Origin of the sequence: Rhizobium sp. Leaf262 (assembly GCF_001422245.1) — a bacterium.
In the GTDB taxonomy this organism is placed as follows: domain Bacteria; phylum Pseudomonadota; class Alphaproteobacteria; order Rhizobiales; family Rhizobiaceae; genus Agrobacterium.
On sequence record NZ_LMMM01000012.1, the window covers coordinates 287,158 to 303,725 of the forward strand.

16 protein-coding genes are annotated in these 16,568 nt (G+C 58.5%); 11 read left to right on the top strand and 5 right to left on the bottom strand.

Translation table 11 applies throughout. From position 1 onward, the window contains the following. Nucleotides 1–35 precede the first annotated feature (35 nt). A complete protein-coding gene (gene rhaI / locus ASF29_RS12375; protein ID WP_062450973.1) occupies nucleotides 36–1,328 on the bottom strand; it encodes an L-rhamnose catabolism isomerase in 1,293 nt (430 codons plus the stop codon). A gap of 91 nt (nucleotides 1,329–1,419) precedes the next feature. Here rhaI and ASF29_RS24000 point away from each other — a divergent pair, with 91 nt between their 5' ends. After that, the gene (locus ASF29_RS24000) at nucleotides 1,420–1,578 is read left to right on the top strand and encodes a YqaE/Pmp3 family membrane protein (RefSeq protein ID WP_082453484.1); all 159 of its coding nucleotides are present in this window, start codon (nucleotides 1,420–1,422) and stop codon (nucleotides 1,576–1,578) included. Nucleotides 1,579–1,596: 18 nt separating this feature from the next. Here ASF29_RS24000 and ASF29_RS12385 read toward each other — a convergent pair whose 3' ends face one another. Continuing rightward, nucleotides 1,597–3,690 (bottom strand): bifunctional rhamnulose-1-phosphate aldolase/short-chain dehydrogenase, encoded by a 2,094-nt coding sequence (locus ASF29_RS12385; protein ID WP_062450975.1) that lies wholly within the window; start codon nucleotides 3,688–3,690, stop codon nucleotides 1,597–1,599. A 203-nt stretch (nucleotides 3,691–3,893) separates the two neighbouring features. On the opposite strand from ASF29_RS12385, the gene ASF29_RS12390 reads away from it, so the two are divergent. The 7 genes from ASF29_RS12390 (at nucleotide 3,894) to ASF29_RS12420 (ending at nucleotide 11,243) form a co-directional block, all read left to right on the top strand. Then, nucleotides 3,894–4,724 (top strand): DeoR/GlpR family DNA-binding transcription regulator, encoded by an 831-nt coding sequence (locus tag ASF29_RS12390; RefSeq protein WP_062450976.1) that lies wholly within the window; start codon nucleotides 3,894–3,896, stop codon nucleotides 4,722–4,724. Nucleotides 4,725–4,769: 45 nt separating this feature from the next. Beyond that, on the top strand, nucleotides 4,770–5,780 hold the full coding sequence (gene rhaS, locus ASF29_RS12395) for a rhamnose ABC transporter substrate-binding protein (protein WP_062450977.1): 1,011 nt from the start codon (nucleotides 4,770–4,772) through the stop codon (nucleotides 5,778–5,780). A gap of 208 nt (nucleotides 5,781–5,988) precedes the next feature. Then, entirely contained in the window at nucleotides 5,989–7,524 is a 1,536-nt protein-coding gene (locus ASF29_RS12400) for a sugar ABC transporter ATP-binding protein (RefSeq protein ID WP_062450978.1), read from the top strand. Between the two features lie 13 nt (nucleotides 7,525–7,537). Continuing rightward, on the top strand, nucleotides 7,538–8,539 hold the full coding sequence (locus ASF29_RS12405; RefSeq protein ID WP_062450979.1) for an ABC transporter permease: 1,002 nt from the start codon (nucleotides 7,538–7,540) through the stop codon (nucleotides 8,537–8,539). Further along, nucleotides 8,536–9,534 carry an ABC transporter permease gene (locus tag ASF29_RS12410; protein ID WP_062450980.1) on the top strand — a complete coding sequence of 333 codons (999 nt, stop codon included), beginning with the start codon at nucleotides 8,536–8,538 and terminating at the stop codon, nucleotides 9,532–9,534. The genes ASF29_RS12405 and ASF29_RS12410 overlap by 4 nt, the downstream gene beginning before the upstream one ends. A gap of 3 nt (nucleotides 9,535–9,537) precedes the next feature. Continuing rightward, nucleotides 9,538–9,861, top strand: a complete 324-nt coding sequence (gene rhaM, locus ASF29_RS12415) for an L-rhamnose mutarotase (RefSeq protein ID WP_062450981.1) — start codon at nucleotides 9,538–9,540, stop codon at nucleotides 9,859–9,861. Further along, nucleotides 9,858–11,243, top strand: coding sequence for an FGGY-family carbohydrate kinase (locus ASF29_RS12420; RefSeq protein WP_062450982.1), 1,386 nt, complete (start codon nucleotides 9,858–9,860; stop codon nucleotides 11,241–11,243). The genes rhaM and ASF29_RS12420 overlap by 4 nt, the downstream gene beginning before the upstream one ends. Here ASF29_RS12420 and ASF29_RS12425 read toward each other — a convergent pair. From ASF29_RS12425 to ASF29_RS12435, 3 genes are read right to left on the bottom strand one after another with little or no spacing between them, the layout of a single operon-like run. Beyond that, entirely contained in the window at nucleotides 11,228–11,623 is a 396-nt protein-coding gene (locus ASF29_RS12425; RefSeq protein ID WP_062450983.1) for a DUF2177 family protein, read from the bottom strand. The genes ASF29_RS12420 and ASF29_RS12425 overlap by 16 nt on opposite strands. A gap of 12 nt (nucleotides 11,624–11,635) precedes the next feature. Continuing rightward, nucleotides 11,636–12,295: a ChrR family anti-sigma-E factor gene (locus ASF29_RS12430; RefSeq protein WP_062450984.1), complete on the bottom strand. Its 660-nt coding sequence runs from the start codon at nucleotides 12,293–12,295 to the stop codon at nucleotides 11,636–11,638. After that, nucleotides 12,292–12,861: a sigma-70 family RNA polymerase sigma factor gene (locus ASF29_RS12435; RefSeq protein WP_062451042.1), complete on the bottom strand. Its 570-nt coding sequence runs from the start codon at nucleotides 12,859–12,861 to the stop codon at nucleotides 12,292–12,294. The genes ASF29_RS12430 and ASF29_RS12435 overlap by 4 nt, the downstream gene beginning before the upstream one ends. Before the next feature lie 228 nt (nucleotides 12,862–13,089). Between ASF29_RS12435 and ASF29_RS12440 the strand changes: the two genes are divergently transcribed. From ASF29_RS12440 to ASF29_RS12450, 3 genes are read left to right on the top strand one after another with little or no spacing between them, the layout of a single operon-like run. Next, nucleotides 13,090–14,451 carry an FAD-dependent oxidoreductase gene (locus ASF29_RS12440; RefSeq protein ID WP_062451043.1) on the top strand — a complete coding sequence of 454 codons (1,362 nt, stop codon included), beginning with the start codon at nucleotides 13,090–13,092 and terminating at the stop codon, nucleotides 14,449–14,451. After that, nucleotides 14,448–15,281, top strand: a complete 834-nt coding sequence (locus ASF29_RS12445) for a DUF1365 domain-containing protein (RefSeq protein WP_062450985.1) — start codon at nucleotides 14,448–14,450, stop codon at nucleotides 15,279–15,281. The genes ASF29_RS12440 and ASF29_RS12445 overlap by 4 nt, the downstream gene beginning before the upstream one ends. Further along, a complete protein-coding gene (locus ASF29_RS12450) occupies nucleotides 15,268–16,485 on the top strand; it encodes a cyclopropane-fatty-acyl-phospholipid synthase family protein (RefSeq protein ID WP_062450986.1) in 1,218 nt (405 codons plus the stop codon). The genes ASF29_RS12445 and ASF29_RS12450 overlap by 14 nt, the downstream gene beginning before the upstream one ends. Nucleotides 16,486–16,568 lie beyond the last annotated feature (83 nt).

The following is a 16,568-nucleotide window of genomic DNA, read 5'->3' on the forward strand; positions in this document are numbered from 1 at the left end:
TCCTTTGTTAAGGTTTTCCGCGCTCGCCAATGGCATCAAATGATGCCGCCGCTGCCGCTTTTGGATTCCGGGCGTTCGGCTGCGACCTTCGCGCGGTAGCCGCTGGCGCGGTAGGTGGCGATGGGGTCTAGGGCGCCGTTTGACCTGTTACGGGCTTCGGCCAGAATGGGTTCGACATCGGTGCGATAGGCCCGCTTCAGCGTGTCGGATGCCATCAGAGCATCATTGTCCTGCTGGAAACCATCCAATGCTGTGCGGTCCACCAGCAGCGCCTGTGCATAGGCACGGCGGATTTCGTTGGCGCTGGAGATGAGGCTTTCGATGGGATCGGTCACATTGTGCGACTGGTCGATCATATGAGCCGGGTGGAAGCCTTTGACGCCACGGTGGTCGGCATCGACAAGTTCGTTGAAGACGAGGAACAGGCGGTAGGGATCGATCGAGCCTGCATCCAGATCGTCATCGCCATATTTGCTATCGTTGAAGTGAAAGCCGCCAAGTTTGCCGAACTGGATGAGGCGGGCAACGATCATCTCTATATTGGTGTTGGGCGCATGGTGGCCGAGGTCGACAAGACAAAAAGCCTTTTCGCCCAGCGTATTGGCGATGAGGTAGTTCGTGCCCCAATCCTGCACCACGGTCGAATAGAAGGCGGGCTCATACATCTTGTGTTCGGAAAAGATGCGCCAGTCATCCGGCAGCGCCTTGTAGATATCGGCCATGGCCGAGAGATAGCGCTCAAAGCTTTTGGTGAAATTGCTCTGCCCCGGGAAGTTGGAGCCATCGCCCACCCACACCGTCAGCGCCTTTGAGCCGAGAGCATTACCGATCTCGATACATTCGATGTTGTGGTCGACCGCCTGTTGGCGCGTTGCCGCATTGGCATGGCTCAGAGAGCCATACTTGTAGGAATGCTGCTGCCCCTCCGCGTCCGAAAACGTGTTGGAGTTCATGGCATCGAAGCCGAGGCCGAGGGCATCGGCATGGGCTTTCAGCGCCTTCGGGTCTTGTTTGTCCCAGGGAATATGCAGCGAGACATTGGGGGTGGCAGCCGTCAGCTGGTTGATGACGGCGCAATCGTCCAGCTTATCGAAAATGCCGCGCGGTTCGCCCTTGCCGGGAAAGCGCGCAAAGCGCGTGCCGCCGGTGCCGACGCCCCAGGAGGGAACGGCGACGAAGAATTTCGAGACCTTCGCGGTGATCGCCTCGATATCGATGTTGCGGCGCGACAGATGCGCGCCCAGCGCCTCGTAATCCGCCTGATGAGCGCGTGCGCGCTTTTCATTTTCGCGATCAACGATATCTGCCGCTATTTTCTGTTCGGTCATGTTGTCCTCCCGTTCCTCGCCTCCCGCGATTGAACCAATTCCGCGTTCCCCACGTTATGTGCTTGGAAACAAACAGACGGGATATTCAATCGTGGACGTTATTCGCATTCTACTTGCCATTTTCCTGCCGCCAGTCGGCGTTTTTCTTCAGGTCGGCCTTGGCCTGCAGTTCTGGCTCAATATTCTCTTGACGCTGTGCGGATATATCCCCGGCATCATCCACGCCATCTGGGTTATCCTGCGCCGATAAGAGGTATTTCACCCGCAATCAGCGGGTGAAACTCTGCGCATTGCCGGCATCGACATTGATGATGTTGCCGGTCGATTTTGCCGAGGCATCCGAAGCGAGGAAGTATATCGCTTCGGCAATATCTTCGGGGAACACATTCAGTTTCAGCATCGAGCGCTTGCGATAATGTTCTTCCAGATCGGTCACTTCGATCTTGGAAGACGCCGCACGTTGTTCGCGCCACTCCCCATTCCAGATTTTCGATCCACGCAGAACCGCATCCGGGTTGACCGTATTGACGCGGATGCCAGCGTCAGCCCCCTCAAGTGCCAAGCATCGGGCCAGATGGATTTCCGCAGCCTTTGCCGTGCAGTAGGCAGACGCATTGGGCGATGAGGCAAGGCCGTTCTTGGAGGCTACGAAGACGACGTTGCCGCCGAGGTTCTGGCGACGAAACAGGCGGAAGGCCTCCCGCGAGACGAGGAAATAGCCGGTGGCGAGAATGTCGATATTCTTGTTCCACATGGCAAGCGTCGTCTCTTCGACCGGAGCCGAGGATGCGATGCCCGCATTGGACACCAGAATATCGACGCCGCCGAATTCGACACTGGCTTGCGTGAAGGCGGCGAGAACCGCGTCTTCCTTCGTCACATCCAGCTTGACGCTGCGCACCGCATCCGTGCTGAAACGCTTCTCAAAATCACCCTTGGTGGCGTCCAATGCGCCTTCGTCGATATCCGCCAGCACAACGCAGGCACCTTCATTGGCCAAACGCTCCGCCGTCGCACGGCCAATGCCGCCTGCGCCGCCGGTGATGAAGGCGACCCGGCCAGCAAGGCTCTTAGGCTTGGGCATGCGCTGAAGCTTTGCCTCTTCCAGCAGCCAATATTCGATGTCGAAAGCTTCCTGCTCCGGCAGACCCTGATATTCCGAGACAGTGGACGCGCCGCGCATGACGTTGATGGCGTTGACGTAAAACTCACCGGCAATACGGGCTGTCGCCTTGTCCTTGGCGAAGGACAGCAGACCAACGCCGGGGATGAGGAAGATCACCGGGTTCGGGTCACGCATCCCAGGCGAATTTTCGTGCTTGCAGCTCTCGTAGTACCTGACGTAATCGGCGCGGTAATCCTTCAGCGCCTGATCGAGACCCGCGAGAAGCGCCTCCACATCCGGCTTTGCCGTATCGAGATCAAGGATAAGAGGGCGGATTTTGGTGCGCAGGAAGTGGTCCGGGCAGGATGTGCCGAGTGCGCCGAGCGGCTTCAAATCCTTCGAGTTGAGGAATTCCAGCACGGCATCCTGATCATCGAAATGGCCGAGCTTACGCTCCTCACGACCGATACGGCCACGAATTTCTGGCATAAGGCGAGCTGCGATGTCGCGACGCTGCTCTGGTGACAGGCTCTTTGCCACCGCGCCACCAAAGATGGTCTTGCCCTCGGTTTCCCCAGCGAACCATTCGATGGCCTTATTGATGATCTCAAGCGTCAGCTCGTAGCACTTTTGCGCGTCATTATCCCAGGTGAATAGGCCATGACTTTCCAGCACCACGCCCTTGGCTGTGGGGTTGGCCTTGACGAAGGCTTCGAGGTCGAGACCCAGCTGGAAGCCGGGGCGACGCCATGGCAGCCAGCCGATGTCATCGCCGAAAATCTGTTGCGTCAGCTCTTTGGAATTCTTCGACGCCGCAATGGCGATGATCGCATCCGGGTGCATGTGGTCGACGTGGTCGAACGGTACGAAACCGTGCAGCGGCGTGTCGATGGAGGCGGCGCGCGGGTTGAGATTGTAGGTGCAGTGGGGCAGAAAACCGACCAGGCGGTCTTCGTCTTCCACACCCTTGTAGATGCCCTTCAGCGCTTCCAGCTTGTCGAGATAGAGCGTGGCAAAGCCATCCAGCTTGATGGTGCCGACATCGCCGCCGGAGCCCTTGACCCACATGACGCGGACTTTTTCGCCCGTCAGCGGATCAGTTTCCAGAACCTTGGCCGAGGTATTGCCGCCGCCGTAATTGGTGATGCGCTTGTCTGCGCCCAACAGGTTGGAGCGATAGAGCAGCTTACCGGGCTCATCGAGCTTTGCGGCATAGGCATCATCCCAGCGGTTGTCGAGAAGACGGGTCTGTCCCATCGCAATATCCTCCCATATCGGTTATTCGCGGACGTATCGAACCAGCCCGCCTCCCATTGACGGGAGATATCGCGCAATCAAAAGCGCAATGTCAATCATAAACGATCATATATTTTCATTGTGCGATGCAGCATTGTTTATTTTGATCGAACTTGATTGACAACGTAAAAACTTTACGAATAACTGATGTTCAGGAGGACCCCATGCACGAGAGCGAACGACATCGCATTATCCTAAGCGCCATACAGGAAAAGCCTGTGGTGACGGTGCAGGATATTGCCGAGTTGACGGACGCTTCCGAAGCGACGATCCGCCGGGATATCGCGTCTTTGCATGTGCAGGGAAAGCTGCGGCGCGTGCGTGGCGGGGCCGAAGCGGTGCATCCGCCACAGCTTGGAAATCTCGCGGCAAGACCGTTTCGCGTGTCTGAATCGGTCAATATCGATAAGAAACGCGCAATTGCACGCAAGGCGGTTGATCTCTGCGAAGAGGGCGATGCCATCATCATCAATGGCGGCACAACGACCTTCCAGATGGTCCATTATCTTTCTGCTCGCCGTTTGCAGGTCATGACCAATTCCTTTGCTATTGCCGAACATCTGGTCAAGCACTCCAAATGCAATGTCAGTGTGCCCGGCGGCGCGATCTACCGCGACCAGAGCCTGATCCTGTCGCCTTTTGAAAATGACGCGATCCGCAATTTTTATGCGCGGCGTATCTTCATCGGCGCGCAAGGTGTCGGCGCGCTCGGCATCATGGAATCGGATGCGCTCGTCATTCAGAGCGAACAGAAATTGATGCGGCAGGCGGAAGAGCTGATCGTGATGATCGACTCCTCCAAATTCCGCAAACGCTCAAGCCTCATTCTCTGCCCACTGGAAAATGTCTCCACCATCATTACCGATGAGGGCATTACCGACGAGGCAGCACGGATGGTGGAGGCAGCGGGCGTGACGTTGATCGTGGCCGGAGTGGTCGCGGGTGCGCAAGTGCCGCGACCACCGGACGAGGAGAATTCCGCTTCGGTTGCTTGAGGAGCACCGCGGCGGCAATGAGGTTTAATCGGGAGGAGAACCAACATGAAACTGACACGCAGAAAACTCAGCCAGGCACTGGCGCTCAGCGTCGCCATCGGCGTTGCCGGATTTGGCGGCATGGCGCAGGCCAAGGACATCAAGATCGCGCTGGTGGTCAAATCGCTCGGTAACGGCTTCTTCGAAGCCGCCAACAAGGGTGCGCAGGAAGCCGCCAAGGACCTCGGCGGCGTCGAGATCATCTATACCGGCCCGACGACGACGACGGCAGAGGGCCAGATCGAAGTCATCAACTCGCTGATCGCGCAGGGCGTCGATGCGATCGCCATTTCCGCCAACGACCCGGATGCGGTCGTGCCAGCCCTGAAGAAGGCTGCACAGCGCGGCATCAAGGTTATCTCATGGGATAGCGGCGTCGCACCGGCAGGCCGTATTCTGCAGCTCAACCCATCCTCCAACGCGCTGATCGGCAAGATGTGCCTGCAGCTGGCAGCCGACCATTTGGAAGGCGGCAAGGGCGATTTTGCCATCCTCTCTGCCACCACCACCTCCACGAACCAGAATATCTGGATCGACGAGATGAAGAAGCAGCTGAAGGACTTCCCCGGCCTCAACCTCGTAACCACCGTTTATGGTGACGACCTGGCCGACAAGAGTTACCGCGAAGCACAGGGCCTGCTCACATCGCAGCCGAATGTGAAGGTCATCGTTGCACCGACAACGGTCGGCGTGCTGGCGGCATCGCAGGCGGTGAAGGATGCGGGCAAGATCGGAAAGGTCTTCGTGACAGGCCTCGGCCTTCCCTCCGAAATGGCCGGTGCCATCAAGTCCGGCGCCACCAAGGAATTCGCCATCTGGAACCCCATCGACCTCGGCTATTCCGCCACCCAGATCGCCTACCACCTCGTAAAGGGTGATGCGGATGGCAAGCCGGGCACCGAGATCGAAGCCGGTCGCATGGGCAAGATCAAGGTTGGTGAGAACAGTGAGGCCGCGATGGCCGATCCGTTTGTGTACGACGCGAAGAACATCGATCAGTTTTCTAAGATTTTCTGATGTGATGGAGTTGAGGGTGGGGCGACCCCCCTCTGCCCTGCCGGGCATCTCCCCCACAAGGAGGGAGATCGGCTGGGCGCTCACCCAATACTTTTTTCGCAAGCGTTCGAGATGGCCGAGAGGCTGCCGCAGGTCGATCTCCCCCCTTGTGGGGGAGATGTCCGGCAGGACAGAGGGGGTCGCCCCACCCACAAATCAAAGAAATTAGATGATGCGTGTTGAAACAAAAATTGCAGAAGCGCCCGAGGCCTCAAACACCTCGCCCATTCTCGAAATGCGCGGCATCAGCCAGATATTCCCCGGCGTCAAAGCGCTGGATGGCGTCAACATTGCGCTCTACCCCGGCAAGGTCACCGCCCTCATCGGCGAGAACGGCGCAGGCAAATCCACGCTTGTCAAAATCCTGACCGGCATCTACCGCCCCAACGAGGGCGAAATCCTGCTGGATGGACAGCCCGTCACCTTCCACAGCGCGCAGGATGCCATCGATGCGGGCGTCACCGCCATTCATCAGGAAACCGTGCTGTTCGATGAACTGTCGGTGGCTGAAAACATATTCCTCGGCCACGCACCGAAGGCCCGTTTCGGGCTGATCGACTGGAAAACGATCAATGAAAAATCCCGCGCGCTGCTGGAGCGGCTGGAAAGCAAGATCGATCCAACTATCAGGCTAAAAGACCTCTCGATTGCGCAGCGGCATCTGGTAGCGATTGCGCGTGCGCTGTCCGTCGAGGCCCGCATCGTCATCATGGACGAGCCGACGGCGGCGCTATCGCGCAAGGAAATCGATGACCTCTTCCGCATCGTGGAAAACCTGAAGCGGCAGGGCAAGGCCATCCTGTTCATCAGCCACAAATTCGATGAGGTCTATGAAATCGCTGAAAGCTACGCGGTTTTTCGTGATGGCAAGATGGTCGGGTCCGGCGATCTGGCGCAGACGCCGCAGGACGAAATCGTGCGCCTGATGGTGGGGCGTGATGTGAAGGACGCCTTTCCGAAACAGGCGGTCAATATCGGCGCTACTACGCTTTCGGTGCAGCGTTACTGCCACGACACCGAGTTTCGCGATATTTCATTCGATCTGCGCAAGGGTGAGATTCTCGGCCTTTACGGGCTGATCGGCGCGGGGCGTTCGGAGCTTTGCCAGTCGCTCTTCGGCATCACCCGTCCCGCTTCCGGCTCCCTCACACTGAATGGCGAACTGCTGTCCATACGCTCGCCCGAAGATGCGATCCGGGCTGGCATCGTTTACGTGCCGGAAGAGCGCGGACGGCATGGGCTGGCGCTGGATTTGCCGATCTATCAGAACATGTCGCTGCCATCGCTGGCACGCACATCGCGAAAGGGTTTTCTGGCGGCGGCCAATGAGTTTGCGCTGGCCCGCAAATATGCCTCGCGGCTGGATCTGCGCGCTGCCGCCTTGTCGGTGCCCGTCGGCACACTCTCCGGCGGCAACCAGCAGAAGGTGGTCATCGGCAAATGGCTGGCGACACAGCCCAAGGTCATCATTCTGGATGAGCCGACCAAGGGCATCGATATCGGCTCTAAAGCTGCCGTGCACGGCTTCATCAGCGAACTTGCCGCCGAGGGGCTGTCGATCATCATGATTTCATCCGAACTGCCGGAAATTCTCGGCATGTCCGACCGCGCTATCGTCATGCGCGAAGGGCTGATGGCGGGCATGTTCGAACGGACCGATTTTTCAGCCGAAAAGCTGGTGCGTGCCGCCACGGGCAATGCGTGAGAGGAGCCACACCATGAAAAGACTGCTCAAAAATCGCGAATGGCTGCTGGCAGGCATCATCATCCTGTTGATTGCAGGCTTCTCGCTGCGCTCCCCCGGCTTTGAACGCCCGGCCAATCTCGTCAATATCTTCAATGACACGTCGATCCTGATCATTTTGGCGCTCGGCCAGATGGGGGTTATCCTGACGAAATCCATCGACCTCTCGGTCGCTGCCAATCTCGCCTTTACCGGCATGGCGGTGGCCATGACCAATGCGGCCTTTCCCTCGATACCCCTGCCCTTCCTCACCGCCATGGCAGTCGTCATCGGTGCGTTTCTGGGCTCGATCAACGGCATTCTCGTCTGGTGGCTCGGCCTGCCCTCCATTGTGGTTACGCTGGGAACGCTGACCATCTATCGCGGCATGGCCTTTGTTCTCTCAGGTGGCGCTTGGGTCAACGCGCACCAGATGTCGCCGACGTTCCTCAACGTGCCGCGCGCACCGGTCATGGGAGTGCCCGTCCTGTCCTGGGTCGCGATCCTGATCGTTGCGGGCGCATGGCTGGTTTTGACACGCACCTCCTTCGGACGCTCCGCCTATGCCTCCGGCGGCAATCCGGGCGCTGCTATCTATGCGGGCATCGATGTCGGTCGCACGCGCTTTCTCGCCTTCGTCTTGTCCGGCGCGCTGGCGGGGCTGGCGAGTTACCTCTGGGTTTCGCGCTATGCCGTGGCCTATGTCGATATCGCCTCGGGCTTTGAACTGGACAGCGTTGCCGCCAACGTCATCGGTGGCATCTCGATTGCCGGCGGCATCGGCTCGGTTGCCGGAGCGGTGCTGGGCGCGCTGTTTCTCGGCGTTATCAAGAATGCGCTGCCCGTCATCGGCATTTCACCCTTCGCGCAGATGGCGATTTCAGGTGTCGTTATCGTGCTGGCCGTGGTCTTCAACGCCCGTGCCGAGGCCAAGAAGGGCCGCATCATTTTGCGTGACAGGGCCAAGACCGAAATCACCAAGGAGGCTTCGGCATGAGCGCGACTGCACCCGAAACCCGCATCATTCCAGACAAGCTCGGCACGCCGTTCAAGCGCATCATGGCCAGTTGGGAAGTATTGCTGCTAGGCGTTGCGATCCTGATCTTCATCGTCAACTCCTTCGCGTCGCCCTATTTCCTCGATGCCTATAACCTCTCGGACGCCACCTTCAATTTTACCGAAAAAGCGCTGATCGCATTCGCCATGGCGCTGCTCATCATCGCCGGTGAAATCGATCTTTCGGTCGCCGCCATCATCGCGCTCGCTTCCACCGCCATGGGGTATGCGGTGCAGATGGGCGTCGGCACGCCCGGGCTTGTAGCCATCGGCATCGGCACCGGCCTTGTCTGCGGGGCCTTTAACGGATTTCTGGTGGCAGGGCTCAAGCTGCCCTCCATCGTCGTCACCATCGGCACGATGAGCCTGTTTCGCGGCATTTCCTATCTGGTGCTGGGCGATCAGGCTTTTGGCAAATATCCAGAAAGCTTCGCCTATTTCGGACAGGGCTACGTGTTCTGGGTCATATCCTTCGAATTTGTGCTGTTCGTGATCATGGCCGTCATCTTCGCCATTCTGCTGCACGCCACGAATTTCGGCCGTCAGGTCTTCGTCATCGGCACCAATCCCTTTGCCGCACGCTTTTCCGGCATTCCGGTGGAGCGGGTGAAGTTCATCCTGTTCCTGCTGACCGGTCTGATGAGTGGCATCGCTGCCGTCTGCCTCACCTCGCGCCTCGGCTCCACCCGCCCCTCCATCGCGCAAGGCTGGGAGCTGGAAGTGGTGACGATGGTGGTGCTGGGCGGTGTCTCCATTCTGGGCGGTTCCGGCACCATTGGCGGCGTGGTGATTGCGGCTTTCGTCATGGGCCTCGTCACCTTCGGGCTCGGCCTTTTGAACGTTCCCGGCATCGTCATGTCGATTTTCGTCGGGCTGCTTTTGATCATCACCATTGCCATTCCCATCGTCGTGCGCCGCCTGCGGGCCATGAGGTAGACCGTGACAGAACTCGAAAAACACGCCTTCAAGATGAAGCTCTTTCCGGGCATGGAGGACGAGTACCGGAAACGCCACGACGAAATCTGGCCGGAGCTGGTCACATTGCTGCACGAGGCGGGCGTCAGCGATTATTCCATTCACCTCGACCCTGAAACCAACATCCTCTTCGGCGTGCTGACCCGCCCGAAGAACCACGGCATGGCCGCACTACCCGACCATCCGGTAATGAAACGCTGGTGGGCGCATATGGCCGACATCATGGAGAGCCATCAGGATAACTCCCCTGTTGCGACCGACCTCGTGACGCTGTTTCACCTGCCATGACCATCGAGAATGTCGCCGTCATCGATATCGGCAAGACGCACGCCAAGCTGATCGTGGTCGGTGGCGAGAGCGGCGAGGAAATCGCCTCTCGCAAGATCGCCAACAGGGTTCTGAGCGCTCCGCCCTACCCGCATTATGATATCGAGACGCTGTGGGGCTTTATCATCGAGGGGCTGGCGGCGTTTCGGGAGCGGCCTGGATATCAAGCCATTTCGATCACCACACATGGGGCAAGTGCCGCTCTGCTGAATAGCAAGGGCGATCTGGCACTGCCGGTTCTGGATTACGAACACAGCTATCACGATGAGGTTCAAAAAGCCTATGCCGCTCTGCGCCCAGCCTTTGCTGAGACCTTTTCGCCTGCTCTACCCATGGGGCTAAATGTCGGGGCGCAACTGCATTACCAGAAGACGACGTTTCCCGACGCCTTCGCTGATGTCACTGACATCCTGACCTATCCGCAATATTGGGCCTATCGATTGACAGGCGTGAAGGCCAATGAGGCGACATCGCTGGGCTGCCACACCGATCTCTGGCAACCCGGCAAGTCAACGTTTTCGAGCCTGCCGCAGACGCTCGGCATCGTCAATCTGCTTTCACCAGTGCGGTCTGCTTTTGATACGCTTGGAACAGTTTTGCCTGAGATCGCAGGAAAAATTGGCATTGATGGCGACATGCCGGTCTATTGCGGGCTGCACGATTCCAACGCGTCGCTACTGCCACATCTGATGGTTCGCGAACGTCCGTTCTCGGTGGTTTCCACGGGAACATGGGTCATCTGCTTCGGCGTCGGCGCTTCGCTGGAGAAGCTTGACCCGGCACGCGACACGCTGGTCAATGTCGATGCCTTTGGAAAGCCCGTTCCCTCTTCCCGCTTCATGGGTGGGCGGGAATTCGAGATGTTGACGGCGGGCATCACACCGCCCAGTGAGGCTGAGCTTGAGAGAGCTCTGGAGCGTGTGCTGGCGGATGACATTGTCTATCTTCCCAATGCCGTTGATGGTTCCGGCCCCTACCCAGGCCGCGAAGGCCACTGGCTGCACGAACCACGTAACGACACAGAACGCTATGTTGCGGCCAGTCTCTATGCGGCGATGATGACGGCGTCCTGTCTCGGGCTGGTTGGCAATGCCAAGACGACCATCGTGGAAGGTCCGTTCGGCAGCAATGGCATTTACACGCAGGCGCTGGCAGCGATTTCAGGATCCGATGTGCTGGTGACCGATAGCAACAGCCCGTCTGGCACAGCTCTAGGTGCAGCACTGCTTGCCACCCGCCATGCGCCCCGCCAATCCTATCACGCCGTCAAGGCGCTTCACGGTCTCTCGGACCATTATGATAGATGGCGGAAGATCGTGGAAGCGGATTACGCGATGGCCTGAACCAGCCAGAAACCGCCAACGGCAGCAAGGCCCGTCAGGAAGGTTCCCCAAAGGATATCGGCCACGCACAAACGCCATGACCAGCCCTTCAAGGTGGACAGATTGGTCATGTCATAGGTGCCGTAGGCGAAACCGCCGAGAATTGCGCCCGCAGTGAGCGCCTTGCTCCATCCGCCACCGTCGATAGCCGGGACGACGGCGAAATAGACGATGCCTGCAATGTAAAAAAGGTAGAAGATACCGGCAGCAAAGAAATTGGGTTTCGGCAAAAGCAGAGGGCCAATCTCGCGCTTGTAAAAGCTCGTTGACTTCGACAGCCAAATGAAATCCAGACCAAAAAAGACGATGGCCGTACCGATATAGGCGACGAGATAGTCCATCGTCCAGTCTCCTTAAATGCCGAGAACCGGCTGTACCAGCCGAACCAGCCAGCTCTTGAATTTCAACGGCGCGTCGGTCACGGCAAGGCATATGCAGTCTTCGCCCTCACCGGCAATCGGCTGGTGGGTCAAATCCTCGTCGGCCTCTTCGAAATCACCGCGACGGAAGACATCGTCGCCGTCCTTGAAGTAGCCGGAGAGAACGACGGTCAGTTCGCGCCCGCCATGGGTATGCTCCGGCACCGGCTTTCCAGCAGGGATACGCAGCAGCCGCACATTCGCCTCGCCATCGCGTGTGCGGATGGGGAAGTGATAAGCGCCGGGGCCGAGTTGTTTCCATTTCAGCACATCGACATCGCCACCGGCGTAAGACCGCAAGGGTTCGGGCAACACGGCCGTTTCGATGGATTGTGATGTCTGCTTCGCATGGACCACATCAGGCCTTGTCTGCAGCAGCTCACGCATATTCTGCCAGTCCGTATCGGATACGGGCTGGGTTGGGGTCAGTTCGTCCAGAAGCGCACCACCCGTCATTTCCAGCGCGACCAGCCTCTGACGGCTTTCGGGACACAGCGCCAAGTGGGTCGAAACGGCGAGGCTCCAGCTTTCGCCGAGACTTCCCGAAGCATAATCCAGCAGCAATTCGTCGCTGACCTTGTGGCGTACACTCATGTGCGTGCCTCCAGCGCCGCGCGCAGTTTGGCGAATGCCAGACGAATACGTGATTTTACCGTGCCGATGGGCAAGCCGAGTTGTTGAGCGATGGCACTGTGCGAAACCTCGTCGAAAAAGGAGCGCTTCAGCAAATCGCGCTGTTCCTGCGGCAATTCGGCAAGCGCGCGATGCAGACGTTCGGCATCCTGAACCTCTTCCATCTGCGTATCGGCAGCGGGCGCATCGTCTTTCACGAAGGCGGGGTCGTTGATATCGAATTCCGGGCGCTTGTCCTTGCGGTGCGCATCGATTCTCAAATTTCGGGCAATCCTGAATATCCAGGCGGAGACATTGCCCCGCGCCGGATCGAAGAGGGCGGCCTTGTTCCAGACCGTCATCATGGTTTCCTGCATCAGTTCCTCAGCGGCCTGCGCATCACGCACCTGCCGTAACATATAGATCCGCACACGGGGGCCGTAGTACCGAAAGAGCACCTCGAAAGCTTCGACGCTGCGCTCGCTCGCCACGGCCTGGATGAGCGTGGGACATTGGCTTTCGATTTCGTTTTTGACGGTCTCGTTCATGCGGATCGGCTTCACTCCGCTTCCATGCGACTTGCCCACCAACGGCTTTGTCCGGGTGCTGCTTATATAGTGGCACGCAGGGCCTTTTATGGAAACGTTTATTGTCATGAAAGCGATTACGCCAACGGCAATGAAACGGATCACCCACAAGAAAAAAATGCGCGGCAAGCAATCCATTCGCCCGCTTCATGCGTATTGGCTGACATGATAAATGCGGAACCCGGCGTCATGGACTTTCAGACAGACAACTCCAACCGATCTCACCGCCGGCGGATCGCCGTCATCGGTTCGGGTATTTCCGGCCTTTCCGCAGCGTGGCTGCTGGATAAATCGGCGGATGTGACGCTGTTCGAAACGGACAGCCGGCTGGGAGGCCATGCAAATACCGTTTCCGTCGATCTGCCTGGTAAGGATACGATCGCCGTGGATACCGGATTTATCGTCTACAACGAACGCAATTATCCGAACCTCGTCGCGCTTTTCAAACATCTGGATGTGAAAACGGATGCCTCGGACATGTCGTTTGCCGCGTCGCTCAATGGTGGCAGGCTGGAATATTCCGGCTCCGGTCTTGCGGGCCTCTTTGGACAGACGTCCAATCTGCTGCGTCCACGCTTCTGGACAATGGTGCGCGATGTGCTGCGGTTCTACAAGCAGGCTCCCTCACTTCTTGCCGACAGCACGCTGGAGAGCATGAGCCTTGGCGAGTATCTCGACAGGAACGGTTATTCGGCAAGCTTCATCGACGATCATCTGCTGCCCATGGGGGCTGCAATCTGGTCGACCACTGCTGCAGATATGCGTGCCTACCCTCTTCAGGCGTTTATACGGTTCTTCGTCAATCATGGTCTTGTGCAACTGTCAGACCGGCCCCAGTGGCGCACGGTGAAGGGCGGCAGCCGGGAATATGTCGCCCGCATCAGGTCTGATTTTAAAGGCAATATCGTCCTCAACAGCCAGATTGCAGCGGTGCGACGTGACGACGATGGCGTCAAGCTCCTTGACCGGTCCGGCCAGATGTCGATTTTCGATGATGTCGTGATTGCAACTCACGCCGACCAGGCACTTGCACTGCTTGCAGATGCGGATACGGACGAGCGCTCCATTCTTGGTGCATTCGACTATACCCGCAACGCCGCCGTCCTGCATTCGGACGAAACGCTGATGCCTGCGCGGCGCAATGTCTGGTCCAGCTGGAACTATCTCAGCGAGCCCAACGCGACCGGCGCTGAGCAGCTTTGCGTGACCTACTGGATGAACCGTCTCCAGAACATCGATGACGCGACGCCACTGTTCGTGACGCTCAACCCCTCCCGGCCGATCGATCCGGCAAAGCTGATCCGGACGTTCGATTACGCTCATCCTCTATTCGACGCGAAGGCCCTTGAGGCTCAGAAACTCCTTTGGAATTTGCAGGGACGCCGGAACACCTGGTTCTGCGGCGCGCATTTCGGTAGCGGCTTTCACGAGGATGGCCTTCAGTCCGGGCTGGCTGTTGCGGAAGCCTTGGGCGGCGTCAAGCGGCCCTGGAGTGTCGAAAACGAATCCGGGCGCATTTTCGTAACGACGGAAAGGGTTATGGCGCCATGACGTTTCGCTCCGCCATCTATGCCGGACACGTCGTGCATGCGCGCCATCGCCCGCATGCCCACACGATGCGCTACCGCGTCTTTTCGCTGCTGATCGATCTCGACGAACTCCCGCTGCTCGACAGTTGCCTGCGACTGTTCGGTCACAATCGCGGTGCACTTTTCAGCCTTCACGACAGGGATCACGGGGTCGGCGAAACGGGTGGCCTGAAGGACTGGGTCGTCCGGCACCTGACCGAGGCAGGCATGACGCTTGACCGCGATGCCTTGCGGGTCGACATGCTCTGCTATCCGCGCATCTTCGGTTACGTCTTCAATCCGCTGACCGTTTATTTCTGCCACGACAGGCAGGACGGCAGGCTGGTCGCTATTCTCTACGAAGTTCGAAACACCTTCCATGAGCGCCACACCTACGTCATTCCGACAGCGTCCGACACGCCCGGGACCGTGCGACATTCCTGTGCCAAAGAAATGTATGTCTCGCCCTTCGTGCCGATGGAATGCACCTATGATTTCCGCATCCAGCCCCCCGATGACAAGGTCCTGATCGCCATCAACGAACGTGATCGAGATGGCGAGTTGCTGTTTGCTTCCTTTTCGGGAAAGCGCCGCCCGTTGAGCGACGGAGCGCTGCTGCGCGCGCTTTTCCTGTATCCGCTGATGACACTGAAGATCATGGGAGCGATCCACTGGGAGGCGCTTCTGCTCTGGGCCAAAGGCAATCCGGTCTATCGACACAAGGCTGCACGCAATCGCATCGCCAGCACCATCACCGGCGAAAGCCCCGTAGCAGCGGCACCATTGGGAGGAATGAAAGATGAGCCACGCTGAACAGGAGACCATCCCCTTTCTCATGGAACATGCGCCTCTTTGGCAGCGGATGATCTGCCGCCGCCTGAAAAACATGACGCAGGGACGCCTGACGGTGCTCTTCCCGGGCGGCTATGAATATGTCGTCAGTGGTCGGGAACCCGGTCCGCACGCGGTCATCTCACTCAATCGCGGTCGCGTGGTTCGTCGCCTGATCATGGGTGGAAGTCTTGGCTTTGCACAGGCCTACATGGACGGCGATTGGGATACCCCAGACATTGCCACCCTTCTGGAAGTGGCGATTGCCAATGAGCAGGATTGGGTGTCGGTTTCCGAGCCCGCACGCTTGGTCTCGGCCTTTGCCTATCTGCGTCACCGGCTACGCCGCAACTCCAAATCCGGCAGCCGCCGCAATATTTCCTTCCATTACGATCTGGGCAACCGTTTCTATTCCACATGGCTGGATGAAACGATGACCTATTCTTCTGCGCTGTTCGAAAAGCCGGGGCAGAGCCTGGCCGACGCGCAAAACGCCAAATACGACCGGATCGTCGAACAGCTTCAGATCGGACCCGACGACCATGTGCTGGAAGTCGGCTGCGGCTGGGGCGGATTTGCCGAATACGCCATCGCCAAGACCGGATGCCGGGTCACCGGGCTGACGCTTTCAACCGAACAGGCTGACTTCGCCAGAAAACGCCTTGCAAAAGCGGGGCTCTCCGAGCGTGCCGACATCAGGCTGGAAGATTACCGCGATTGCCGGGGCCAATACTCAAAGATCGTTTCCATCGAGATGTTCGAAGCTGTGGGTGAAGAAAACTGGCCGGTCTATTTCCAGCGGCTCAACGAGCTTCTGGCCGATGGCGGCGAGGCCATGGTGCAGGTCATCACCATCGATGAAAGCCGCTTCGACGAGTATCGCCGCAACGCCGATTTCATCCAGACCTACATTTTCCCCGGTGGAATGCTACCCACGATCAGCGCCTTTCGCGACGCCGCCGCCGAACAGGGCTTCGCCGTGCCAGACATGTTGCGCTTCGGCAAGGACTACGACCGGACACTGATGGCATGGGATCGGACGTTCATGGCCAACTGGCACCGCATCGAGCCGCTTGGTTTCGATGAGCGTTTCCGCCGGATGTGGCAATATTACCTGCATTACTGCGCCGCCGGTTTCCGCACCGATCGCATTGACGTGGTGCAGTTCAAACTTGCCAAGTCATAGGCATGGAGATCGCGCTCTCGGCAGACCATGATGAGGGCGCAATCTGCTCGCGCACAATGAAATTCTTATATTCATGGAACCTC